This is a genomic window from Halomonas meridiana (assembly GCF_009846525.1).
GTDB lineage: Bacteria > Pseudomonadota > Gammaproteobacteria > Pseudomonadales > Halomonadaceae > Vreelandella.
The window spans coordinates 1339970-1362839 of the sequence record NZ_CP024621.1; the positions used below are offsets into that span (position 1 = coordinate 1339970).

Annotated in this window: 19 protein-coding genes and 1 tRNA gene; 15 read left to right on the plus strand and 5 right to left on the minus strand. The window is 59.0% G+C overall.

The genetic code is table 11. The features are described 5' to 3' along the window. Positions 1–18: 18 nt before the first annotated feature. Complete coding sequence (gene uvrY, locus CTT34_RS06575) at positions 19–669, minus strand: UvrY/SirA/GacA family response regulator transcription factor (RefSeq protein ID WP_139525612.1); 651 nt, start codon at positions 667–669, stop codon at positions 19–21. Positions 670–843: 174 nt separating this feature from the next. On the opposite strand from uvrY, the gene CTT34_RS06580 reads away from it, so the two are divergent. Further along, a tRNA-Ala gene (locus CTT34_RS06580) sits at positions 844–919 on the plus strand. A gap of 93 nt (positions 920–1012) precedes the next feature. On the opposite strand, the gene argF is transcribed toward CTT34_RS06580, so the two are convergent. Next, positions 1013–1933 carry an ornithine carbamoyltransferase gene (gene argF, locus CTT34_RS06585; protein WP_159341715.1) on the minus strand — a complete coding sequence of 307 codons (921 nt, stop codon included), beginning with the start codon at positions 1931–1933 and terminating at the stop codon, positions 1013–1015. Between the two features lie 217 nt (positions 1934–2150). Between argF and grxD the strand changes: the two genes are divergently transcribed. The 8 genes from grxD to CTT34_RS06625 all read left to right on the plus strand — a co-directional run bounded on the left by grxD (position 2151) and on the right by CTT34_RS06625 (position 8105). Continuing rightward, a complete protein-coding gene (grxD, locus tag CTT34_RS06590) occupies positions 2151–2501 on the plus strand; it encodes a Grx4 family monothiol glutaredoxin (RefSeq protein ID WP_159341716.1) in 351 nt (116 codons plus the stop codon). A gap of 160 nt (positions 2502–2661) precedes the next feature. Continuing rightward, the gene (gene dnaX, locus CTT34_RS06595; protein WP_159341717.1) at positions 2662–4542 is read left to right on the plus strand and encodes a DNA polymerase III subunit gamma/tau; all 1881 of its coding nucleotides are present in this window, start codon (positions 2662–2664) and stop codon (positions 4540–4542) included. Positions 4543–4591: 49 nt separating this feature from the next. Then, positions 4592–4918, plus strand: a complete 327-nt coding sequence (locus CTT34_RS06600) for a YbaB/EbfC family nucleoid-associated protein (RefSeq protein ID WP_044630130.1) — start codon at positions 4592–4594, stop codon at positions 4916–4918. Between the two features lie 3 nt (positions 4919–4921). After that, on the plus strand, positions 4922–5527 hold the full coding sequence (gene recR / locus CTT34_RS06605) for a recombination mediator RecR (RefSeq protein WP_159341718.1): 606 nt from the start codon (positions 4922–4924) through the stop codon (positions 5525–5527). Positions 5528–5580: 53 nt separating this feature from the next. Then, positions 5581–6714, plus strand: a complete 1134-nt coding sequence (rnd, locus tag CTT34_RS06610; protein WP_159341719.1) for a ribonuclease D — start codon at positions 5581–5583, stop codon at positions 6712–6714. Beyond that, positions 6711–7004, plus strand: a complete 294-nt coding sequence (locus tag CTT34_RS06615) for a YcgL domain-containing protein (RefSeq protein ID WP_159341720.1) — start codon at positions 6711–6713, stop codon at positions 7002–7004. The genes rnd and CTT34_RS06615 overlap by 4 nt, the downstream gene beginning before the upstream one ends. Positions 7005–7034: 30 nt before the next feature. Continuing rightward, the gene (locus CTT34_RS06620; RefSeq protein WP_159341721.1) at positions 7035–7607 is read left to right on the plus strand and encodes an acyl carrier protein phosphodiesterase; all 573 of its coding nucleotides are present in this window, start codon (positions 7035–7037) and stop codon (positions 7605–7607) included. A 39-nt stretch (positions 7608–7646) separates the two neighbouring features. Further along, a complete protein-coding gene (locus CTT34_RS06625) occupies positions 7647–8105 on the plus strand; it encodes a YcgN family cysteine cluster protein (RefSeq protein WP_159341722.1) in 459 nt (152 codons plus the stop codon). 58 nt (positions 8106–8163) lie between these two features. Here the strand turns inward: CTT34_RS06625 and CTT34_RS18250 are convergent, their stop codons facing one another. Next, complete coding sequence (locus tag CTT34_RS18250; protein WP_167520872.1) at positions 8164–8334, minus strand: hypothetical protein; 171 nt, start codon at positions 8332–8334, stop codon at positions 8164–8166. Between the two features lie 173 nt (positions 8335–8507). Next, positions 8508–12485, minus strand: a complete 3978-nt coding sequence (locus CTT34_RS18580) for a putative bifunctional diguanylate cyclase/phosphodiesterase (protein WP_159341723.1) — start codon at positions 12483–12485, stop codon at positions 8508–8510. Positions 12486–12800: 315 nt separating this feature from the next. Here CTT34_RS18580 and CTT34_RS06635 point away from each other — a divergent pair, with 315 nt between their 5' ends. The 4 genes from CTT34_RS06635 to CTT34_RS06650 are packed head-to-tail and all read left to right on the plus strand — an operon-like array spanning position 12801 to position 19444. Then, positions 12801–17357 carry an EAL domain-containing protein gene (locus CTT34_RS06635; RefSeq protein ID WP_159341724.1) on the plus strand — a complete coding sequence of 1519 codons (4557 nt, stop codon included), beginning with the start codon at positions 12801–12803 and terminating at the stop codon, positions 17355–17357. Next, entirely contained in the window at positions 17354–18148 is a 795-nt protein-coding gene (locus CTT34_RS06640) for a phytochrome family protein (RefSeq protein WP_159341725.1), read from the plus strand. The genes CTT34_RS06635 and CTT34_RS06640 overlap by 4 nt, the downstream gene beginning before the upstream one ends. Further along, positions 18145–18843 carry a GAF domain-containing protein gene (locus tag CTT34_RS06645; RefSeq protein WP_159341726.1) on the plus strand — a complete coding sequence of 233 codons (699 nt, stop codon included), beginning with the start codon at positions 18145–18147 and terminating at the stop codon, positions 18841–18843. The genes CTT34_RS06640 and CTT34_RS06645 overlap by 4 nt, the downstream gene beginning before the upstream one ends. A gap of 10 nt (positions 18844–18853) precedes the next feature. Further along, positions 18854–19444, plus strand: coding sequence for a biliverdin-producing heme oxygenase (locus tag CTT34_RS06650; protein WP_159341727.1), 591 nt, complete (start codon positions 18854–18856; stop codon positions 19442–19444). Here CTT34_RS06650 and CTT34_RS06655 read toward each other — a convergent pair. Continuing rightward, entirely contained in the window at positions 19416–21482 is a 2067-nt protein-coding gene (locus CTT34_RS06655) for a S9 family peptidase (protein ID WP_159341728.1), read from the minus strand. The genes CTT34_RS06650 and CTT34_RS06655 overlap by 29 nt on opposite strands. Before the next feature lie 62 nt (positions 21483–21544). On the opposite strand from CTT34_RS06655, the gene CTT34_RS06660 reads away from it, so the two are divergent. Together CTT34_RS06660 and CTT34_RS06665 are read left to right on the plus strand one after the other, a co-directional pair. Next, positions 21545–21967 carry a hypothetical protein gene (locus CTT34_RS06660; protein WP_159341729.1) on the plus strand — a complete coding sequence of 141 codons (423 nt, stop codon included), beginning with the start codon at positions 21545–21547 and terminating at the stop codon, positions 21965–21967. 27 nt (positions 21968–21994) lie between these two features. Next, entirely contained in the window at positions 21995–22789 is a 795-nt protein-coding gene (locus tag CTT34_RS06665; RefSeq protein ID WP_159341730.1) for a class II glutamine amidotransferase, read from the plus strand. Positions 22790–22870 lie beyond the last annotated feature (81 nt).

The window sequence follows — 22870 nt, forward strand, 5'->3', positions numbered from 1 at the left end:
GAAGAGGCGATGGTAGGTCTATCCCAAGATGGCGTCAAAGCCCTCGACCAGTCCATGGCGTAATGCCAAGTGAGTGAGCTCGACGTCCGTCGCGACCTGTAGCTTGTCAAACAGGCGATAGCGGTATGTGTTTACGGTCTTCGGGCTCAAGTGCAAGCGGTCGGAAATGTCTTGAACGCGTTGGCAGTTGACGATCATCAGCGCGATTTGTAACTCGCGATGTGAAAGGTGGCTGAAAGGGTTGTCTTCGTCGGTGAAGTGCGCCAAGGCGAGGCGCTGGGCAATCTCTTGGCTGACATAGCGGCGGCCATGAAAGACTTGACGGATGGCTTCGGTCATCTCGACGGCATCGGCCCCTTTGCTGAGAAAACCTGAGGCGCCGGCCTCGAGCATCCGTCGTAGTACGCTATCTTCCAAATGCGCAGTGAGAATGATGACTTTGACATCGGCCAAGGTGCGGTGAATGCGCCGTGTGGCTTCGAGTCCACCGATTCCTGGCATGCGAATGTCCATGAGTACGATGTCGGGCTTTAACTGGCGGCACTGGGTGACGGCGCTTTCACCGTCATCGACCTCACCGACGATTTTGATATCGCACTCTTCATTGAGCAGGTGAGCAATACTGGTTCTCACCAGGTGGTGATCATCGGCAATTAAAACGTTGATCAAGGGTCTGGCTCCTGCAGGTAATCATCGTTGGCTCGGGCGATACGCACGCTGCGAATCCATAGAGTGCCACAGCTCTTGGCAAAGGAGAATTAGTTGATGCTTGTTTACTTTAAACCTTGACCTCGTACAGATTGTCACTTACTATTCGCCCCGCTGCAGGCTACTGCAGTTCGTGGGGCCTTAGCTCAGCTGGGAGAGCGCAACACTGGCAGTGTTGAGGTCAGCGGTTCGATCCCGCTAGGCTCCACCAAATTCTAAAACGCCGCGTTATACACGACGCGGCGTTTTTTTGTGTTCGTTTTTTATGCGAAGCCCCCACCCTGCATGGCAGGGTGGGGGAGTGCTACGCGTCGACTTTGCCGAGCAGCAAAAACTCGATTAATGCCTTTTGGGCGTGTAAGCGGTTCCCGGCTTCCTGCCAAACCACCGCCCGCGGGTCGTCTAGCAGCGTGTGGCTGATCTCTTCGCCGCGGTGGGCTGGCAGACAGTGCAGGAAGAGAGCGTCGGGTTTGGCAGTATCGAGCATGGCTTCGGTGACTTGGAATCCAGCGAAGTCCGCTTCGCGCTTGGCTTGTTCTGCCTCTTGGCCCATCGATGCCCACACGTCGGTGGTGATGAGGTCAGCGTCTTTGGCAGCGTCTTTGGGGTCGTGGAGTAGCGTGACGCAGTCGCCAGCCGCTTCCATGATGTCAGCGCGTGGCTCGTATCCTTTCGGGCAACATACCCGCAAATGGAAGCCGAACTGGCGAGCGGCGTTGATCCAGGAGTGGCACATGTTGTTGCCATCGCCCACCCATACGGCCGTACGTCCTTTCACGCTGCCACGAAGCTCGGTCCAGGTCATCACGTCTGCCAGCAGTTGGCAGGGGTGATAGTCGTCGCTGAGCGCGTTGATCACTGGCACGCTGCTGGCGCTGGCGTACGTTTCCAAACCTTCATGGGAGAACGTACGAATCATCACGGCGTCGACCATTTCAGACAGCACACGAGCGGTATCTTCGATCGGCTCGCCGCGACCCAGCTGCGTATCGCGAGGAGAGAGAAACAGTGCATGGCCGCCAAACTGCGCCATCCCTGTCTCGAAAGAGACACGGGTGCGCGTGGAGGATTTTTCAAAGATCATTGCCAGCGTGCGATTAGGCAGGGGCGTATAAACGGGGCCGTTGGCTTTCAAGTCCGTTTTGATCTTGATGGCACGCTGGATCAGGTAAGCCAGCTCATCTGGGGATAAATCCAGCAGGGTAAGGAAATGGCGTGTCGCCATGATGACTGCTCTCCGCGCAAAAACACCATCCTAGCGATGCGGCGGGGGATGCGCAACGCGAGTAGCATGCGTAGAATGGCGGCCACGCGTTAAGGCCGAGTAGTTTGCTCAGGTATTGGCGTTGGCCGCCATACCTTGCAATGCTGGCCATGGGGTTAAAGCCAGTGGACGAATTGCGTAGACTGGCTTGGATCACATCACTTGTTAGGAGCACATCATGAGCACCACTGCCGAAAATATTCAGCGTCAAATCAGCGAAAACCCCATTCTGATCTACATGAAAGGCACGCCTCAGCTGCCCCAGTGTGGTTTCTCTGCTCAAACCGTCCAGGCATTGATGAGCTGTGGCGAGCGCTTCGCCTTCGTCAACGTTCTGGACAACCCGGATATCCGCGCAGAACTGCCGAAAATTGCCAACTGGCCGACCTTCCCACAGCTGTGGGTCGAAGGCGAGCTGGTGGGCGGCTGCGATATCGTGATGGAGATGCACCAAAACGGCGAGCTGGAAAAGCTGGTGAAAGAAGCCGCTCAGCGTGCTGCGGCCGCTGAAGGTGGCGAAAACGCCTAAGCGTGACGCCACAAGTCGCCTGAGCATCGCCGGGCGGTTGGCGGGCTGCGGTGCAGCCGCTAGAATGGTGCGCAATCACTAAGCGCTTACTCTTAGCAAACGCGGCTCACGATGGGCCGCGTCGCATCGAACGTCAGCCCGCCAAAGGAAGTTTTGCTCAATGAGCTATCAGGTTCTGGCCCGCAAGTGGCGGCCACGTACATTCCACGAGCTCGTGGGCCAGGCCCATGTTCAACGCGCCCTGGTCAATGCCCTTGATCAGGGCCGTTTGCACCATGCCTATCTCTTTACCGGCACGCGAGGTGTCGGCAAAACCACCTTGGCGCGGATTTTGGCAAAGTGCCTCAACTGCACGGCGAATGGGCGCGGCGACGAAGGCATCACCTCGACCCCCTGTGGTCAGTGTGATAGCTGCCAAGCCATCGACGAGGGGCGCTTCGTCGACCTGATCGAAGTCGATGCTGCCTCGCGTACCAAAGTGGAAGACACCCGCGAGCTGCTCGATAATGTCCAGTACGCGCCTACACAAGGGCGCTATAAAGTGTATCTCATCGACGAGGTACACATGCTGTCCACCAGCAGCTTCAACGCGCTGCTGAAAACGCTGGAAGAACCCCCGCCCCACGTCAAGTTCTTGCTGGCGACGACCGACCCGCAGAAACTCCCTGCAACCGTTCTATCCCGCTGTCTGCAGTTTACGCTCAAGCATATGCCGCCTGAGCGTGTCGTCGAGCATTTGACCTTCGTGCTGGGGCAGGAGGGCGTCGATTACGACGAGAGCGCGCTGTGGCTACTGGGCAAAGCCGCCGAGGGCTCCATGCGCGATGCCATGAGTCTGACCGACCAAGCCATTGCGTTTGGCCAAGGCGCCGTTCGCCATGCCGATGTGGCTGCCATGCTCGGCACGCTAGACCATCGCCATGTGCTCGCGCTCGTCGATGCGCTGGCGGACGTGGATGTGCAGAAGCTGTTGGCGGAAGTGGCTCAGCTGGCCGAGCAGGGGCCGGATTTTGCTGCCGTGCTGGATGAGTTGACGGCCATCCTCCACCGTTTGGCCGTCGCGCAGATGGTGCCCGATGCAGTGGACAACAGCCATGGAGATCGGGCGCAGATTCAGCAGTTGGCCAGCCGGTTTACCGCCGAGGACATCCAGCTCTATTACCAGATTGGTATTCAAGGGCGTGGCGATATGGTGCATGCCCCGGATTTGCGCAGTGCCTTGGAAATGACGCTGTTGCGTATGCTGGCGTTCCGCCCCCAGGGCGTGCCGAAACCGCCGGCGACGCCGCTACCTCTGCGCCGCGAAACCGCCGCAGAGGCAAGCGCGCCAGCCGACGCCGCGACCGACACCGTTTACTCGGTGGATGAGTCAAGCGCAAAAAAGCCTGAGCCTGTACCCGCAGCCGCCGAGGACGAGCCTCCAGCGCCCGCTGAGGTGCAGGCCGCCACGTCACCCAACGATACGCACGTCGAGGTGGCTGAGCAGCATCGACCAGAGCTCAGCAGTGAAGCGCCGCCGCCCTGGTCGCTTGAAGACGTAGAAAGTGCCGCTACCCTCTCGCCAGAGCCAGAGCCAGAGCCTCCAGCTCCCCCTTCGACAGCGATGACGCCCAGTGCCGACCCCGTGTCCGAGCATGGCCGTTGGGACCATGCGGCATGGTTAGCCCATTTTGACGCGCTGGGTTTGGGTGGCCTAACGCGGAATTTGGCCGCGCACTGTCAACTGCAGAGCGATGATGGGCAGACCGTGATACTGCGACTCGATCCCAGCCAATCGGCCATGCAAGCCGATGTGCATAACGGTCGAATCGAGCGAGCGCTCAAGGCCCTGGGCATGGCGAGAAACGTTCAGTTCAGTGTGGCCGAGCTGGATACAGCGCTCGAGACGCCCCGTCAGCAGGAAGAGCGTCAGCAGCAGGAGCGTCACGCACAGGCGGTTGATCTATTGCATCACGACCCCAATATTCAGAAGTTACAGCAGGCGTTTGGGGCTACGCTAATTGAGTCCAGTGTCAAACCCACGCCAGCGTCGCGTTCGTAACGGCTAACGGCGATCCAATATTCGTTTCAATATTTGAGGAGAACACCGCATGTTCAAAGGCGGAATGGGCAACATCATGAAGCAAGCCCAAGAGATGCAGGAAAAGATGCAGCGCGTGCAGGAAGAAGTCGCCAAAGCGGAAGTGCATGGCGAAGCGGGCGCTGGCATGGTGAAGATTACAATGAACGGTCGCCATGACGTCAGCGATGTCACCATCGATCCGAGCGTACTGGAAGAAGATAAAGAGCTACTGGAAGACCTGTTAGCGGCCGCCGTCAACGACGCCGTTCGCAAGGTGGAGGCCAATTCCAAGGCGAAGATGGAAGAAGCAACGGCTGGCCTGAACCTGCCACCCGGCTTTAAGATGCCCTTCTAAATCATGCGATTTTCCCCGCTTGTCGAGCAATTGATGGACGCGTTTCGCGTGCTGCCAGGAGTTGGGCCGAAAACGGCCCAACGCATGGCCATGCATTTGTTAGAGCGCGAGCGCCCAGGCGGCCAGCGCCTGGCAGCGGTGATCCAGCAGGCGATTGAAGAGGTCGGTTATTGCCAACGCTGTCGAACGCTGACCGAGGCAGAGATCTGTGCGCTGTGTGAGAGTCCGCGCCGAGACGACGCTTTGCTCTGCGTCGTCGAATCCCCCGCAGACCAGCTAGCGGTCGAAGAGGCCGGCGGTTTCCAAGGTCGCTATTTCGTGCTGCATGGCCATCTTTCGCCGCTCGACGGTATCGGACCCGAGGCCATCGGCCTCGATGTGCTCGAAGGCATCGTCGCAGAGGGCACCGTCCGTGAAGTGGTATTGGCCACCAATCCCACCGTAGAGGGCGAGGCCACGGCCCACTACATCGCTTCACAGCTCGCGCATTACGGTGTCTCTTTCTCGCGCCTCGCCTACGGTGTCCCCATGGGCGGCGAGCTGGAGTATGTCGATGGCGGCACGCTTAGCCGCGCCTTTAACGGTCGCCAACCCTTTGCTGGCGACTAACACTGATAAGAAACGCAAGCGCTGATGCGGTTGTGCCAACCCGGAAAACTGCTTTGTCCTCTTCAAGCTCTTCTTTATATCAATGGATTGATAATGCCGAGGCATTGGACGCCGCCTGCGAAAAGGTGGCCGGTGCCCGCGTCATTGCCCTCGATACCGAGTTTTTCCGCGAGAATACCTTCTTCCCGGTACCTGCGCTGATCCAGTTCGCCAGCGACGACGTCGCCTATTTGGTCGATCCGCTCGCCACCCCCTGTACGGCATCGTTCAAAGCGCTGTTGCAAAATAGCGCGGTGAAACTACTGCATGCCTGCAGTGAAGATTTGGAGGTGTTCCAGCACTGGGCAGGCGTGCTGCCCACGCCGCTGGTAGACACCCAAGTAGCGCAGGCCTTTTTGGGTGAAAACCCGGGGATGGGCTACCAAAAGCTGGTTGAACATTGGATGGGAGAAACGCTTCCCAAGGAAGAGACGCGCTCCAATTGGTTGGAACGTCCGTTGACGCCCTCTCAATGTGAATACGCCGCCCTCGATGTGATTTACTTGCTCAAAGTGTGGCAGCGTCAAGCGGAACAGCTTGACGCATTGGGGCGTCGTGACTGGCTGGAGAGTGAATGCGCAAGCCTGATCGAACAGGCTGGTCGCAGCGTCGAAAGCGATGGTCAGTGGTATACTCGCCAGCGTCAGCTGTGGCGGCTGTCGCCCCGCCAGCTCGAAGCGTACCGGTTGATGACCATCTGGCGAGAAGGCGAAACGCGCCGCCGCGACCTGCCGCGTAACTGGTTAGTGAGCGATAAGCTGCTGTTTGCCGTGGCGGAAAAGATGCCGAAAAACCGCTATGAGTTGGCCGAGGTCGAGGGTGTCAAACCGCCGCTGGTCAAGAAAGAGGGCGACGCCTTGCTGGCCCTCGTTAAGCAGGCGCAACTCTGCCCTGAGAGTGACTTGCCTGCGCGCTGGCCGGACCCCATGCAGCCTGCGTTCAAGCGCCGCTTCAAGGCCATCAAAGGGGTCGTGACCGAACAGGCGTCCGCGTTGAATATTGCCCCGGAAATGTTGCTGCGACGCCGGGATATCGAAGTGCTCGTGATGCAGCGGCTCGCCGAGCAGCCGCTGACGGAGCTCGGCGGCTGGCGTGGCCACTGCCTCACCCAGGCGATTCACCAAGCGCTCGAGGAGGCCTCTTTATGAGCGACAAGTTACTTTGTGAGATTTTCAAAAGCTCACGCAAAGACGAAATGTACCTGTACGTGGACAAGCGTAAGGGCATAGAGAGCGTGCCGGATGCGCTGATGGACACCTTTGGTGAGCCGGTGCCTGTGCTGACCATGATCCTGACCGAGGACAAGACGCTTGCCCGCGTCAAGGCGGCGGATGTCATGGCGGCCATTGACGAGCAGGGCTTTTACCTGCAAATGCCGCCTGCCAAAGAGCCCTATTTACTCGACATTCATCGGGCGCAGTCCGCAGACCGCTCGTGAACGGACGAAGGCGCCGTCGGGGGCTTTACCATGAATTTTCTGGCCCACGCATGGCTGGCACAGCCAGGAAACGATGGTTTTTTGTACGGTAACTTGATCGCCGATGGGGTGAAGGGCAGTGATCTCTCGGCGTGGTCGCCCAGCGTCGCAAGCGGTATTCGCCATCATCGACGGGTCGATGCCTGGGTAGATCAGCACCCTAGTGTCCTGTTGGCCAAGCGGCGCGCCCCGAAGATGCAACGGCGTTACGCGGGTATTGCACTGGATATCGTTTGGGACCACTTTATTGCCCGCCAGCATGCAGGCACAGAGCAACACGCCTTGGTCGAGCGCTGCTATCGCCTACTGACTGCTTGGCCCGCACCACAGCGCCTGTCGACGATGATGCCGATCCTGATCGAGCAGGACTGGCTACGCCGCTATGCGGATTTCGACTTTACGTGCCGCGCGGTATCGGGGATTGGGCAGCGGCTATCAGGCGCTAATCGCTTGGCCGAGCTCGTCCCTTGGCTGCGCGAAGATTACGCCGCGTTGGAACAAGATTTCAGTCGACTATGGAGCGAATGTCGTGCCGAGCTCACCAGTCAGGGTGACGCACGCTGACACCTTCAACGATGCTATGGTTAACCGAGGTGACGAGAGATGGAAACCGCGCTACGCGAGCGCTTCTGGGAACGCTATCCCCTGGAAGAACTCACCCAGCCCGAATGGGAGGCGCTGTGTGACGGCTGCGGCCAGTGCTGCTTGCTCAAGCTGCACGATGAAGAGACGCAAGAGCTGGCCATTCTGAATGTGGCTTGCAGACTGTTGGATACTCATAGCTGTCAGTGCAGTGATTATGAGAACCGCTTTGACAGCGTGCCGGATTGTACGCAGCTAACCCCCGCGCTGGTCAAGGAGTTTACTTGGCTGCCCCACACCTGCGGTTATCGACGCGTAGCGGAAGGGCGTAAGCTGGCAGGTTGGCACCCCTTGTTGAGTAACGATGCCGAGCGGGTGCACCGTAAAGGGGTCAGCGTACGTGGATTTGCCGTGTCGCAAGATGAGGTGTCAGAAAAATACCTCGAAGAGCACATCATTGCCGTGATTCCGATGACGTGATGGGACGCCCGTGTGGCATTGCCATCCTTGGCCATGAAGCCGCTCGCTGCCCTCTGGGTTAGCTGGCGGCTTTACTTTTGGTGCTGTCCCAAATCGTCAAGAACGCTTCTTTCAGCGTCGAGGGCTGCGGTGTGTTGGAACGTTGCTGAACGTTTTGCTTGGCCTTTTTTTGCGCCGCGTTGGTGGCCGGTGCGTCCCAGATGGTCAGAAACTTCTCTTCATAGCTCATGATGTGCCTCGTCAAAATGGTTAGACGTTGGTATATACAACTTATGGCTAGTATGGCGTAAAAAAGGCACGCTGTGAAGTTTTTATGGAAAATGTTTTCATAAAATATGGTGGGGCCGTGCTCGCCAACAAAAAAGCAGCGCCTAGGCGCTGCTCGTTCACCGGTGTCATCGCTTAATGTTGGCGGGTGCCACGCTCGGTTAGCCAGTGGGTGAGGGCGTCGAACGGCATGGGCTTGGCGAACAAATACCCTTGTAGCACGTCGCACTCCAGCGAAAGGAGCTGCTGCTCCTGTTGGCGGGTTTCTACCCCCTCGGCAACCACGTTGAGTTCCAGATGGTGCGCCAGGGCGATGATGCCTTGCACGACGGCGGCATCTTTGCTGTTGTCTTCGATATTAAGGATAAAGCTGCGATCGATTTTGATTTTGTCGATGGGGAGATGGCGCAGATAGCTAAGGCTTGAGAACCCCGTGCCAAAATCGTCGATCGCAATACTGATGCCCATGCCGCGCAAGGCGTGCAGCGTATCGATGGCGGCGTCGGTGTCGTTCATCAAAATGCCCTCGGTCAGCTCTAGCTCAAGGGCGGTCGGCGGTAATCCCGTGACCTCCAGCGTTTTGCGTAGCGAGCTTAAAAAGCTAGGACGATGAAACTGCATGGGAGAGAGGTTGACCGCCATGCGACAGTCGCTCGATAGCAGCGGCTGCAGCTGTAAGAAATCCTTGGCGGCGCGCTCCATGACCCACTGGCTCAAGCCAATGATCTGTCCTGTCTCTTCGGCAATGGGAATGAACAGCGCAGGCGATATCGGCCCTTTGACGGGGTGGTTCCAGCGCACGAGCGCTTCGAACCCTCGGATATCGCCCGCTCGACCCAGCAGCGGCTGATAGTGGAGTTCGAACTGCTCCTGTGTGATGGCCTCTTGCAGGTCGTTTCTCAGCGTGACGCGCTGCGTCAGCTTTTGATTAATGTCGTGGGTGAAAGTTTGTAGCGTGTTGCGCCCTTGCTGTTTGGCTTTGTACATCGCCATGTCCGCTTGTTGCAGGAGCGCTGCAGGGTTTTCCAGGCCCTCATCGCTCAATGCGATACCAATGCTGGCGGAGAGGTAGAGTTCATGGCGATCAATACGATAGGGCTGGGCCAGCTCCAGGAGCAAGCGCTCGGCCACCTCTTGGGCCTGATGCGGCGCGTCCAAGTCGGGCAGCAGCAGTACGAACTCATCGCCGCCGAAGCGGCAGAGCGTATCCGAGGGGCGAATCACCTCTTCCAAGCGCCGTGCGACGCTGATCAATACTTGGTCGCCCACCGCATGGCCCAGCGTGTCATTGATCGGCTTGAACTCGTCCAGATCGATGAACAGCACCGCTAGCTGCTGACGGTGGCGTTTGGCGAGATCGACGTCATGGCGCAAACGGTCTTCGAATAGCGCTCGGTTGCCAAGCCCGGTGAGCGCGTCGTGCGTTGCATGAAAGGCCAGTTCGTTTTCGTGATCTTTGCGCTCGGAGATGTCGTTGATGATGCCGACGAAATGCGTGGCCTGCCCGTCTTGCGCCCGTACCGGAGAAATAAAGACGTTGTTCCAGAAGGCGCGACCATCCTTGCGGTAGTTGCGAATCGTCAAGCTGATGTCCCGCTGCTGAAGAAGCGCGTCACAAATCTCCTGCACTTGTTTGGGGTCGGTATCCGGCCCCTGTAAAAAGCGGCAGTTTCGGTGCCGCACGTCATCAAAGTCGTAGCCGGTGATCTCTACGAACGCTGGGTTGACGTAAATGATCGGGAAATCGTCGTTTTGCGCCTCACAAATCAAGACGCCGTTACTGCTCGCCTCTAGGCTGCGTTGAAAAATGCGCAGCTGCGCTTCATTGAAGCGCAGTGCGGTCATCTCTTTCACCACCCCATACACGCCGACCACCGTTTCCATGACCACGGTCGGCAGAAACGAGATATCGACGAAATGTAGCTCGCCCGTTTGGCTGGGCAGTTCGATCTCGAAGCGCTGTGATACGCCGGTGAGGGCTTGGCTAAAAACCTCATTGATCGGCTCGCGCTGTTCAGTCGGCAGCAGACTGTACAGGTGTTGGCCGATAATATCGGCTTCGCTCATGGACAGCAGGGTCAGCAGCGACTGGTTCACGCTGAGGAAGTAGCCGTCGACATCCAGCGAAAACACGCCGTCCGGGTTTTGGGTAAACAGTGAACGAAAGCGCTGCTCGCTGTCTTGTAGCGTTTGCTGATGGTTATAGCGCTCGATGGCCAGACGCATTAGCCGCAGCGCGCTAGGTAGCAGCGATGACTCTACCTCGAGTGCGCGGTGGCCTGATAAGGGCTGGTCCTGTTTCGACAGCAAGACTACCGCCCCTAACGGCAGCGCCTCTCCGCTGCTTAGTATATGAACGGTGGCGCTAACGTAGCCGTACTGGGCGGCCATCTGGCTAAACGCCGTCGACGCGCTGGGGGTTATCGGCAAGTTCGCCGCCATCTCTCCTTGCTGATGCAGCTCGGTCGCCAAGGTGATGAGGCTCTCGTTGAAGGGCATGGATTCCTGCAAGGCAAAGGGAAGGCTGCAGGAGAGCAGCTCCACTCGGTAGGCCGCAGCGTTGTCCAGTCGCCATATCGCGGTGTGGCAATGGGGGCTTTGTTGCTCCAACAGTCGGCAAATCTGTAATAGCGTGGCGCTGCACGGCTCGTCGCGGGCAATCATGGCCTGAATGCGGTGCTGGTCCTCCAGTGCCTCTTTGGCTTTGGCAAGTTCCAGCGTGCGCTGTGCCCGTGCGGCAATCAACGCCAGGCTCAGGACTAGCTGGTAGGTGAGCAGCAGGCCCGCCACGCCAATACCGGCGGCAATGAAATTGGCCAGCTCGAACACGGAGGAAGGGGGCGGCCAAAGGCTCAAATGCAGCGCAGCTCCGCCGGGTAACCCCAGGTGCTGCTCACTGAGCGGTGTGCTCTCCTGTAACGCTGCTGGCACTCCAGGCGCGATGCCTGGAGCGAGGATATGCCCATCGGGATGGCTGATCGAAAGCGTGAAGGCTTGATCTGCAATCTGGGTCTCTTTGGCCAGCAGATAAGCGATATCGATGACTGCCACGAGTTGGTAGCGCTGCTCGACGGAAGGCTTCAACGCCAGCAGGGCGATATTGGGACGCTCGGGATCAGGAAAGAGCCACTGGACGGATTGCTGCTGTTGATTGAGCCAGCGTAATACCGGCAGGCTAACGAGCTGATCATCCAGCCATAAAAGATCGCGGCCCTGCTGAGCGCGGCGCCAAACGTCCCGGGCCAAGGGGGTGAAATAGGCCAGCGCCAGGATGCTGGGATAGTCGTTCCAGTAGCGAGCGACTTCCCGTTGGCGGGACGCCTCGTCTTCGAAAACGTCTTGCCAGCGTTCGGCGAGACGCTCGAGTACGATGGTGCGAGAGTTGAACGTTCGTTCGATACTGGTCGTTACGCTGGCGAGCGTATTGTGTGCTTCGGCTCGGGTCGTTTCGTGTTGATTCCAACTGATCAAAAACCACGCGCTCATACTCAGCGCCACCCCCACGATGCCTGCGGCGACAGCGGCTTTGCTCAGGGAGGTCGCCAAATGCGGCACGTGTCGGCTGACCATGATCATGGCCAAACCAAACGAGAAGCACAGTAGCCCCGGTAACAGCGCACTGGCACGGGGGAACCATCTAGGCAGTGGAAGGCCCGCCTGATAGAGCAGCGTCAAGCTGCCAATGCCCCACAGCACGATGCCACCCACTTGCCATACGCGACGCTGCCAAGTGCCCTGGGGGCCTACCCACAAACAGAAGGCCGCCAGCAGTAAGGTCGGCGCGGCTTGAGTGGGAAGTCTGGGCTGGCCGGTGAGCCAGGAGACGCCGGTGTTGCCTGCGATGACGTTATGCACTGCCGTGTAAAACGCCAATATCAATAGGGCAAGGCCTGCGATGCGCCGCCAGCGCGGAGCGTTGGCCATGACGGCACTCAAGCCAAGGCCTGAGAGCAGAATGACCAGCGAGCTGTCGGGCAGGACGGCCAGCGCCTGAGGCTGAGGCAAGCTGGGAACGACGCCGAATACTAGGCTAGCGCCACCGATGATAACGGTGGTGGTTAGCAGCATGAGTAGGCCCGTTTGTAACGCTAGCTCACGGTTGTTTACATCCATTAGGCAGGAATCATCTAAAGCAGGGAGAGAATCAGACTGGCTGTCGCCAAGCCGGGTGGCGTTCGAATAATCTCAGCGAAGTAAGGGGCTGGCAAGGCGCATTAGGTCGTAACCCGCCATATTTTAACGACAGCGTTAAAAAGAGGCAGGCCATGTTAAGGGGTGTAACGACCTTGTCGCCTAGGTCGGCGAAAAGACCTGGCTCATAAATGATAAACAGCGGTCAGGCGGGCAGTTTATCGAGCGAGAACATATAGCTTTGCTATCGAGCTGTGTAGACTGGGGAAAAGACCTATCGATTCGTAAGGGAACCTCATGACGGCTGCAACCTCTGCTCCTCTCTCGCCTATAGTGGTGGGTATTGGTGCCTCGGCGGGCGGGCTCGAAGCCATTTCGAAATTGATCCGCTCGCTTGATCCTGCCTTGCCCATGGCGTTTGTCGTGCTGCAGCATGTCTCCCCTACCCACAAGAGCATGCTGGTGGATATTCTCAGCCGCGAAACGCGCCTAAGGGTGACGCGGCTCGAAAACCTGCAGCGCCCCGAACCGGGGGTGATCTATGTCGTGCCCGCCAATACCAATGCCACGATTAAAGACGGCGTGTTTTACACCACGGCGGCATTGCCCCATGTGGTGCCCAAGCCGTCGGTGAACGATTTCTTCTCCTCGTTGGCCAGTGATGCCCACGAAGCCTCTGTCGGCATCGTGTTGTCAGGCACGGGGTCTGACGGTACCGCCGGGCTGCGGGCGATCTTGGCCGCAGGTGGCATTACCATGGTGCAAACGCCCGGCAGCGCCAAGTATGAGGGAATGCCCCAATCGGCGATCGATGCTGGGGTCATCGATTATATCCTCGACGTCGAAGAGATGGCCCCACGATTGGCAGAGCTGGCGAGGTTGGAGTGCGCGAGTCTTGAAGGCAACCAAGTCGCGGTGCCGCAGCGCTTACTGACGCTATTGAAAGAGCGCCGCCAGCTCGATTTTTCAGGCTATAAACCGGGCACTATCAGCCGTCGGCTTCGCCGCCGTATGGTGGCGACCCAGGTCGCCGACATGCAGCAGTACGTCGCGCTGGTGGAGCAGGACCCCGCTGAGTTGGAGCAGCTTGGGCGCGATATTCTTATCTCCGTCACCGCCTTTTTTCGCGATGCCAGTGCCTTTGACGCGCTCAAGAAAGTCATCCATCCCATGGTGGAGCAAGTCGATAAGGGGCCGCTGCGCATCTGGGTGGCGGGCTGTGCCACTGGCGAGGAGGCTTACTCCATCGCACTGTTGGTGGCCGAGTCGAAACGTGTGCTCGATAGCGAGGCGGTGGTGCAAGTCTTTGCCACGGATATCGACGAGGAAGCGTTGGAAATCGCCCGGCGTGGGCGCTACCTAGGGGCCGCGTTGGAGGCGTTACCCCAACCGCTGTTGGCGCGCTACTTCACGGCCCATGAGCACTTCTATGAAGTGAATAAAACGCTGCGCGACATGATCGTGTTTGCCAAGCACAATTTGGTCGATGACCCGCCGTTTTTGCGCTTGAACCTGATTACTTGTCGTAACGTTTTGATCTATTTCGATAATGAGCTCCAGTCTAAAGTTCTGCAGCGGTTTCATTTCGGTCTCAAAGTCAAGGGCGCGCTGTTTCTGGGGCGCTCTGAGAGCATTGGCCACTCCGAGGCGCTGTTCACGCCTATCGATCGACGTGAACGGCTGTTTGCCAAGCAGGGCGAAAGTCGCGACGTGCTGGATAACGCACCGACCTCTAGGCGGACAAACTCTCCTCTAAAGCGCAGAGACCGCGATATGCAGCAGCTGCTGGATGCACTGGTAGCGCACATGGGCGCTACCGTGGCCTTGTGTGATGCGCAAGGCAACGTGCAGCACACGGCGGGCGACGTGAAGCGGTTCTTGCGTTTTCCCGCCGGGCGCACCCAAGTGGGCATTCAGGATGTCATGATCGATCCTTTTCGCGGCGAGCTGATGTCGCTACTGCACCAGTTCAACAAGCAGCGGGAGCCCCAGGTGGGGCGGCGTCGACGATTTGACGACGAGTGGATGCGGCTCAGCGTGCGCGGGCTCACCGAACAGGAGGACGACCGGCGTATCCTGATCGTGTTGGCACCACTGGCTGAGATCGAAAAGCCTGCCAGCCTGCCGCTCGATCAGTTGATGGAGCCACCTCTGCTCGATGGTGCCGATAGCTTGGAAGATGAATTAGAAGCCACCCGGGAACATCTTCAATCACTCATCGAAGAGTTGGCGACCGCCAATGAGGAGATGCAGTCGCTCAACGAAGAAGCTCAGGCCTCCAACGAGGAGCTTCAGGCTACGAACGAGGAATTAGAGGCCTCTAACGAGGAGCTCCAAGCGACCAACGAAGAGCTGATCAGCCTAAACGAAGAGCTCAACGTCAAAACGGGCGAATTGACCAAGCTCAACGATGAGTATACCTACCTCTACGACGCGCTCGATTTTCCGCTCATGGTGTTCGATAGCGAGCTGTGTCTCAAACGCTATAACGCCCCCGCCGCGCGCTCGTTCAGCGTCCGCCCAACGGCGCTATTGCGCCATGTGTCGGGGCTACGTCTACCCACCGTCTTCAACGACCTGGAAGAGGCGCTGACAAACGTCTCTCGACAGGCCTCGCCGGTGGAGAACGTCGTCGAGCTAGAGGGGCGGTTACTACAGCGACTGATCACCCCCGGCGTGAACCAGCAAGGGGAGGTGGAGCTGCTCGTGGTGACGCTGATGGACGTGACCGACCTCAGTCAGGTGCAAGCGAAGCTCCGGCAGTCCCAGGCGCAAATGCAGGCGTTGATGGAAAACAGCACGGTAATGATTGCGCTGAAAGACCTCAACGGGCGCTATACCTTTGCCAACCCGCAGTTTCTCACTGCCTTTGGTCTCACCCAAGAGCAACTGATCGGGCGCAACGTGTTCGAGGTGTTTCCCGACGTTTACGCGGGCTCGGTATGGGCGAGGGACATGGACGCGGTGCGTTTTCAGCGGATCGTGGAGGCCGAGCACACGCTGCCCAGCGAGCACGGCACTACGCGGATCCTTTCCTGTGTGCATCAGGTGCTGCGCGACGAGCAGGGTCACCCCTACCTCATTTTGACCGAGTCCGAAGACATCACCGCGCGCAAACACGCCGAGCGAGACATGCTGGTCGCCTCCAAAGTGTTCGAACAAGCGGGCGAGGCCATCGTCGTGATCAATGCGCTCGGTGACATTCAATCGGTCAACAACGCCTTTAGCCGTATTACCGGGTACCCCGCCAGCGCCGTCGAGGGACAGCCAGCGCTGCCTTTGCTGTATTGCGAAGACGAAAACCAGGGCGGGGGGCAGACGCCAGACACCTGCTACGTGCTGTGGGAGATCGTCAAACAGCACGGTTACTGGCAAGGCGAGGTGTTCAACAAGCGCCGAGACGGCACACTGTTTTCCCAGTGGCTAACGCTCAACATGATCGCCCCGGACAGCCAAGACGATGGGCTGTGTGTGGCGGTCTTTTCAGATATTACGCATATCAAGGAGTCTCAGCGCCAGGCTGAGTATCTGGCCACTCACGATGCGCTGACCGGTTTGCCCAATCGCACGCTGTTTCAGGACCGGCTTCAAGTGGCGATTGCCCATGCCAAACGCAGCGAGCAGCTCAGCGCGCTGATGTTTTTGGATTTGGATAACTTCAAGAGTATTAACGATACCTTGGGGCATGACGTGGGGGATGAGCTTCTCATCCAAGTGGCCAACCGGCTCAAAGAGTTGGTACGCGATATGGACACCGTTGCCCGACTGGGAGGCGACGAGTTCACGATCATCCTCGTGGATACCTCTATCGAAGGTGCAGAGCAGGTCGCCAAGCGTATTGTCGAGGCGCTTTCCAAGCCCTTCGAAGTACGCCGTCATGCACTGTTCGTGACGTCCAGTATTGGGCTGGCGTTCTGTCCGGACGATGGTGACGACGTGGCAGGGCTCACCAAAGCCGCCGATACGGCAATGTACCGAGCCAAAGAGAACGGCCGTGACCGCTTCGAGCTGTTCAAACCCGAGTTGCAGGCGCGCTTGATGCGCGATGTCGCTATCGAGCATGCGCTGCGTGAGGGCATGGAGCGCGGCCGTTTGCAGCTGGTGTATCAGCCGAAGTTCGTCTGCGTCGACCAGGGCCCGCTATGCGGGGCGGAAGCGCTGCTTCGCTGGACGGATCCCCATTTGGGGCAGGTCAGTCCCGCCGACTTCATCCCGGTGGCCGAGGCGACCGGACTGATTCTGGAGTTGGACCGCTACGTAGCTTTGCAGTTGATCCGCCAACTGGCCAAGTGGCGTGACGAGGGGCTGACGCCGCCGCCGATCGCCATGAACGTGTCGGCGCGCAGCTTTCAGGAAGAGCGCTTCATCACACACCTGTTCAGCTGCTTGAAGCAGTACCGAGTGCCTTACTCACTGGTTCAGGTAGAAATTACCGAAAGCACGCTGGTGGACCGGTCTAGCTCGGCGCTGGGTAACATTGAAAAACTGCGCGAAGCGGGCATCAAGCTGGCGGTGGATGATTTCGGTACCGGCTACTCGTCGCTGGCCTATTTGAAGCGGCTGCCGCTGGCCGAGCTAAAAATCGATAAGAGCTTCGTGGACGGTTTGGGTGGCAACGATGAGGGGGATCAAGCCATTGCGCTGGCTATTTTGGGGATGGCCAAGGCCTTGGGAATTCGCACCGTAGGAGAAGGGATGGAAACGTCGGCACAATTAACGTGGTTGATTGAAAATGGCTGTGACTTTGTTCAAGGTTACCTGCTTTCGATGCCGCTAACGCTGGCCGAATTTACGACATTGATCGGCGCCAGCGCCTCTTCTAACGACGACCCCTCCCAGGATGCCTTGTCATGACCCAACCCCGTGGCTTTATCCATCAGTGTGAGCAGGAGGAGCTGCACCTCTCAGGCGCCATTCAGCCGCATGGCGTACTGCTGATCACCGATGCCCAAGGCGTGGTATCTCACTGCTCGGCCAACGCCGAGACCCTGTTGAGCGACGTCGAGCCTCCTGTCGGACTCGGTCAGCCGCTGCCGGATTGTCTGCACGATGTGACCGCTGCGCTGCCTGAACTCGGCCCAGGCGAGCGCTATATTGGCCAGTGCGATACGCCTAAACAGGAGTTCGATGTGGTGGTCACCAGCCATCACGGTAACGGTTGGATCTACGAGCTGTACCCTGTCGATGCCCATGCTGCGCCGATGGCGGCCAGCAGCCATGTGGCTGCCGTGCCCGAGAGTGGGGAGGAGCTGGCGACCCAGTGTCAGGCGTTGATGGAGAACTTGCTGGCGCTCAGTGGCTTTGATCGGGTGCTGTACTACCGCTTCATGCCGGAGGGCGATGGGGAAGTGCTGGCCGAGGCGCGTCGCGAAGGCGTGACGGGCAGCTATCAGGGACTGCGTTTTCCAGCCAGCGATATTCCCTACATTGCGCGTCAGCTCTATTTGAAAAACCCTTGGCGCACGATTCCTGATGCCACCGCCGCCCCCGTGCCGATTTACGCGGCGCAGGCCGATGCCACACCCGATTTAAGCTTCGTCGATTTGCGCAGCGCTTCGCCGGTGCATTTGGAGTACATGGCCAACATGGGCGTGGGCGGTGCTATTTCGCTACCCATTATTCAAGGGGGGAGCTGGATGCGTTGATCTCCTGCCACGCCGCAGAGCCCAAGCAGCTCACGGTCAGCCAGTTGGATTCCATGCGTGCTCTGAGCGAGGGCTTCAACCTTCGCCTGCGTGACTTCAAGGCGCGGCGGCGCCAGCAGGTGATCGACGGTCTTCAGCGCCATTTTGACCACGCCAAAACGGTACTGATGCGGCACGGCGAGCTGGAAAGCGCTTGGGAAGAGTTGAGTGACTGGCTCATGGAGACCTTCGCTGCGGATGGGGTAATGTTGCAGATGGGCGAGGAGTACTACCAGCACGGTGTGGGCTTGACGCCTCACGTCATGAGCATGGTGGCGCAGCAGGCAGCGGCCGAGGCTACCCATGTCTGGCTTAGCGACTCTTTGCAGCGTGACTGTCCTGGCATGCCGCTCAGTGAGGTGGCTGGCGTCGCTTTGATCAGCGATCTCCCTCTTGATCAGCACCACACTGTCAATCTCTACTTGTGTCGTGTGGAGCATATTTACGACGTCACGTGGGGGGGCAATCCCGATAAGCCAGTGGACTACCGTGATGGCGGGAGCGTGGTCTCGCCGCGTCGCTCCTTCGAAGCATGGGTCGAGCAGCGCTTGGGCCACAGCCGCCCTTGGACGGCCAGTACCCGCCTTTATCTATTGAAGCTGCGTGCGCTTCTTCAGCAGGCCAAAAGCATGCCCTGGCGTCACGATGGCGAGTGAGGCAGCGCCCATGACACTGGCCCGGCGGCTCCGGCAGGCAACGAAAGCCGACCATCACCGCGTCGATCATCACCCGGCGCTGGCGTCGCTGCTGAGCCCCCGGCTGGACATGGCACGCTACGGCGTCGGGCTTGCCGCGCTCTATCCCGCCATTGCCGGGCTAGAGCGGGCGCTGACTCATACGGTGGGTGGTGACCCAGGCCACTACGCATTGACCCTGCGTGAGCCGCTGCTGCGCCATGACATCAGGCGGCTGGGCCAAACAGTGCCTTCAGCGTGGGCGTTCACCGCGCCTGTCAATACGCATGAGCGGGTAGGCATGCTCTACGTGCTGGAAGGCTCGCGGCTGGGCGGCCACTTTATAGGGCGCCATGCTCAGCGCATGCTGGGGGAGCAGGTGCCATGCCGTTTTTTTACCGACATGCCGCTGACTCCCCACGCCTGGGCTGCTTTTTGGCACTATGCAGAGGTTGCGTGTCCTGAGCACGCATGGCCTGACGCCGTGAGAGGCGCTCGGCAGGCCTTCGGAGAGTTCATCCAAGCACTCACAGCGGCGCTGCCCGCCGACCACGTTACACCAACCCCAGCGCCCATAGAATGAACGCATCCTGGCGCGCGGCATCTCGCCAGGCTTTGAACCTTCCCGAAGCGCCGCCATGACCACTGCTCATGTCGGTATGCAGCAGAATGGGCGCGTCTCCTTGCTGTGCTTGCGTGACACGGGCGTAGAACTTGGCAGGCTCCCAGTAGCTCACCCGGGTATCGAACCAGCTGCCTTCGATCCACAGCGCTGGGTAGTGGCGCGGTTGGATGTTGTCGATAGGCGAGTAGCCCGCGATACGCTGGGCGACCTCTGGCGCTTCCGGGTTTCCCCACTCCGTGTACTCGGCGGTGGTGAGCGGCAGCTCTGGGTTTTGCATGGTGCGCAGCACATCCAGAAAAGGGACATCCAGCACGGCGGCACAGAACGCCTCGGGGGCGCGGTTGAGGCACGTGCCCACCAGTAGCCCACCGGCGCTGGCACCATAGGCGACCATTCGCTCAGGCTGACTGATATTGGCGGTGACAAGGGCGTCACGGGCGGCTAAAAAGTCGTGAAAGCTGTTCTCTTTGTGGGCCATTTTGCCTTTCAAGTACCACGGTTCGCCGCGCTCGCCGCCGCCCCGCACATGGGCCACGGCAAACGCGACGCCGCGCTCCAGAAGCTCCAGTCGGGCAATCGAAAACCAGGGGTCCAGCGCTTCTCCGTAGGCGCCGTAGCCGTATAACAGGGTGGGCAGTGGCTGGCCTGCCAAATCTGCTCGCATGACGACCGAGACTGGGACCTGCTCGCCATCATGGCTGGTGGCCCAGACTCGGCGGCTGACTAGCTGCTCTGGGGCGAGGCTGCCATGAACGGGCACCTGTTTTAAGAGCGTGCGTACACCGTTATCTAGGTTTAAGGCATACCAGCTCGGAGGGCGGGTAAACGACTCTTCGCGCAGGTGCAGCGTGCGCGCGTTAAAGTGTGGCGAGTCTTCCAGCAGCTGTGAACAGGGCGTTTCGGGCAGGTCAATGTAGCTATCAAGCAGCGTTTGGTGATGACTATCCAGCTCCAAACGTCGCAGCAGTACCTGCGCATCCTGATGGCTTCGCTCAGCGAGTATCAAGCCCCACTCAAACGCATCGACCCCCTCCAGCGTTGCGTCATCGCGATGCGCAATCAGCGGTAGCCAACTAGCGTTATCGCCTTCGGCGCGCATATCCAGTTGAAAGTGGGGGCCTGCCTGGTTATGTAGGCGGTAAAACGTGTCTGGCCGATGGTCGATGCTCACCTCGACGCCCGGTTGGCGAGCATGCAAGCACATGGGCTGGGCGCTGGGCTGATCGGCAGGGAGGGCGAGCACTTCCGTGGTCTCTTTCGAGCCCGTCTCGATCATTAACCACGCTTTTGAGCGCGTTTTGCCCACGCCGACCCAGAATTCGGCATCGGCTTCGCGATAGATCACTTCAGGGACTGGCTGTTTCTCTTCCTCGTCAAACGCTACCCATAGCCGCCATAAGCTATCCGGGCGCTGAGTGTCATCGAAGCGAGTGAACAGTAGCGTGGCCCCCTCTGCGCGCTGATCTTCCGCCCAACAAACGCTGGGGCCGATATCACTGAGTAGCTGGCGGGGCGTTCCGCTGGGCAAGGCTTTCAACCATAGCGTAAAGCGCTCGTCGCCCTGAGTATCCTCCGTCCAGGCCAACCACTGCTCGTCGGGGGAGAGCGCCATGTCCCCCACGTCAAAGAAGGGCTGGTCAGCGGCGCGCTCGCGGACGTCGAGAAAACAGGTTTTTTGCTCAGGCTGGCCGTTGGGGTGACGCCACCAGCAGGGGTAATCATCTTCCGCGCCGGTCTCGCTCCAGAACGTAAAGTGGTCAAGCGCTGTCTCTAGACTCTTGACCGCTAACTCTCTGCGTGCCAAATGCGAGCGGTAGAGCGTGTCCGCCAGGGGCGAGAGAGGAGCAAACCAGTTGGCATGCTGCTGGTTGGCCGCCGCGATGAAATCGCTGACCTCAGCGCTATCGCGATTTTCTAACCAGTGCCATTCAGGGTCATCGGCGCGATAATAGCGCGCTACGGGCGAGCCTTCGTGCATACCAGGCTGTGCTTTCATAAATTGATAGGTACCATAACGGGAAATCAACGTCGGGTGCTTCCACCCACATGAGGGGTATTATGCTGTTTGCAGACTCAATGTCACTGCTGTGGTTCAGTTATTACGGTCTTTCACTGCTGGTCCTGCTGGCGGTCTATTTTGCGCTGTCCTTTTTGCCGCGCCTACCAAGATTAGTGATGACGTGGTGCGTGGCGGGGGCCATGTGGATGCCGGCCAACTACCGCTTACCGCTGGTCGACGAGGGTGAGTTCTACACCGGCTGGGCACCTTCGGCGATGGTCGCCGCCGTTGGCTTCTTCGAGCACAGCGCCAGCGCCATGCGTAACGGCCTGCTGTGGGCCGTATTGGGCGTGGCGCTCGGCGCCGGCATCGGCATTGCGCTGTGGTGGCGACGCCGTCCGTCTGCCGTCGAGCCCGCGCCGCGTCGCCAAGCGGAGGAGGAGCCTCAGCCCACGCGTCGCCGCGAACCGGTCATCCGCTAATGCGAGGGACTGCCAAGGAGTGGGCCCATGTGTGAACTGTTGGGCATGAGCGCCAATGTGCCAACCGATATCTGCTTCAGTTTCTCTGGCTTCTTGCATCGCGGTGGGGGCACTGGTCCTCACCGCGATGGCTGGGGCATCGCCTTTTATGAAGAGGGCGGCTATCGTGAATTTAGAGACCCTCACCCCTCCGTGGATTCGCCGATTGCCCGCTTGATTTGTGAGTATCCGATCAAATCCAACGTCGTCATCAGCCACATTCGCCAAGCCAACGTGGGCGGCGTGCGACTGGCCAACACGCACCCGTTTACCCGTGAAATGTGGGGGCGGCCCTGGTGTTATGCTCACAATGGTCAACTCAGCGACTGGCAGACGCTACCTTTAGGGGTCTATACCCCCGTTGGCAACACCGATAGTGAGCACGCGTTTTGTTGGATCATGGGCGAACTGCGCAGTGCGTTTCCTACCCCACCGGCTGCACCGGAGGCGCTATGGGAAATGCTTCACGCACTGTGTGAACAGCTGAGAGGCCAGGGAGTGTTTAATTTACTCCTCTCCGACGGCGTCTATCTTTATAGCTACTGCTCCACCAAGTTGGCGCATATTACTCGGCGCGCCCCCTTTGGTGAGGCGGAGCTATCCGATGCAGAGATGACGGTCAACTTCATCGAGCATACGACGCCCAACGATATCGTGTCGGTGATTGCTACCGAGCCGCTGACCCAAAACGAGGCGTGGCAGCGTATGGAGCCGGGGGAACTATTGGTATGGCGAGAAGGAGAAATCAACGCGCGATACTGTCCAACCCCTAAACCCGCATGACAGGGCATAAGCTAAAGTTGAAACGCAAGTTTCAATCGATCGTTTTACAGTATCATAAACGTCGTATATCGTTGGCGTTTA

Bases quoted from the DNA above. Each gene is read 5' to 3' on its own strand.
- argF (WP_159341715.1), bottom strand. From the start codon at position 1,933: ATGGCGACACGCCATTTCCTTACCCTGCTGGATTTATCCCCAGATGAG.
- grxD (WP_159341716.1), top strand. From the start codon at position 2,151: ATGAGCACCACTGCCGAAAATATTCAGCGTCAAATCAGCGAAAACCCC.
- dnaX (WP_159341717.1), top strand. From the start codon at position 2,662: ATGAGCTATCAGGTTCTGGCCCGCAAGTGGCGGCCACGTACATTCCAC.
- CTT34_RS06600 (WP_044630130.1), top strand. From the start codon at position 4,592: ATGTTCAAAGGCGGAATGGGCAACATCATGAAGCAAGCCCAAGAGATG.
- recR (WP_159341718.1), top strand. From the start codon at position 4,922: ATGCGATTTTCCCCGCTTGTCGAGCAATTGATGGACGCGTTTCGCGTG.
- CTT34_RS06615 (WP_159341720.1), top strand. From the start codon at position 6,711: ATGAGCGACAAGTTACTTTGTGAGATTTTCAAAAGCTCACGCAAAGAC.
- CTT34_RS06620 (WP_159341721.1), top strand. From the start codon at position 7,035: ATGAATTTTCTGGCCCACGCATGGCTGGCACAGCCAGGAAACGATGGT.
- CTT34_RS06625 (WP_159341722.1), top strand. From the start codon at position 7,647: ATGGAAACCGCGCTACGCGAGCGCTTCTGGGAACGCTATCCCCTGGAA.
- CTT34_RS18250 (WP_167520872.1), bottom strand. From the start codon at position 8,334: ATGAGCTATGAAGAGAAGTTTCTGACCATCTGGGACGCACCGGCCACC.
- CTT34_RS18580 (WP_159341723.1), bottom strand. From the start codon at position 12,485: ATGGATGTAAACAACCGTGAGCTAGCGTTACAAACGGGCCTACTCATG.
- CTT34_RS06635 (WP_159341724.1), top strand. From the start codon at position 12,801: ATGACGGCTGCAACCTCTGCTCCTCTCTCGCCTATAGTGGTGGGTATT.
- CTT34_RS06640 (WP_159341725.1), top strand. From the start codon at position 17,354: ATGACCCAACCCCGTGGCTTTATCCATCAGTGTGAGCAGGAGGAGCTG.
- CTT34_RS06650 (WP_159341727.1), top strand. From the start codon at position 18,854: ATGACACTGGCCCGGCGGCTCCGGCAGGCAACGAAAGCCGACCATCAC.
- CTT34_RS06655 (WP_159341728.1), bottom strand. From the start codon at position 21,482: ATGAAAGCACAGCCTGGTATGCACGAAGGCTCGCCCGTAGCGCGCTAT.
- CTT34_RS06660 (WP_159341729.1), top strand. From the start codon at position 21,545: ATGCTGTTTGCAGACTCAATGTCACTGCTGTGGTTCAGTTATTACGGT.
- CTT34_RS06665 (WP_159341730.1), top strand. From the start codon at position 21,995: ATGTGTGAACTGTTGGGCATGAGCGCCAATGTGCCAACCGATATCTGC.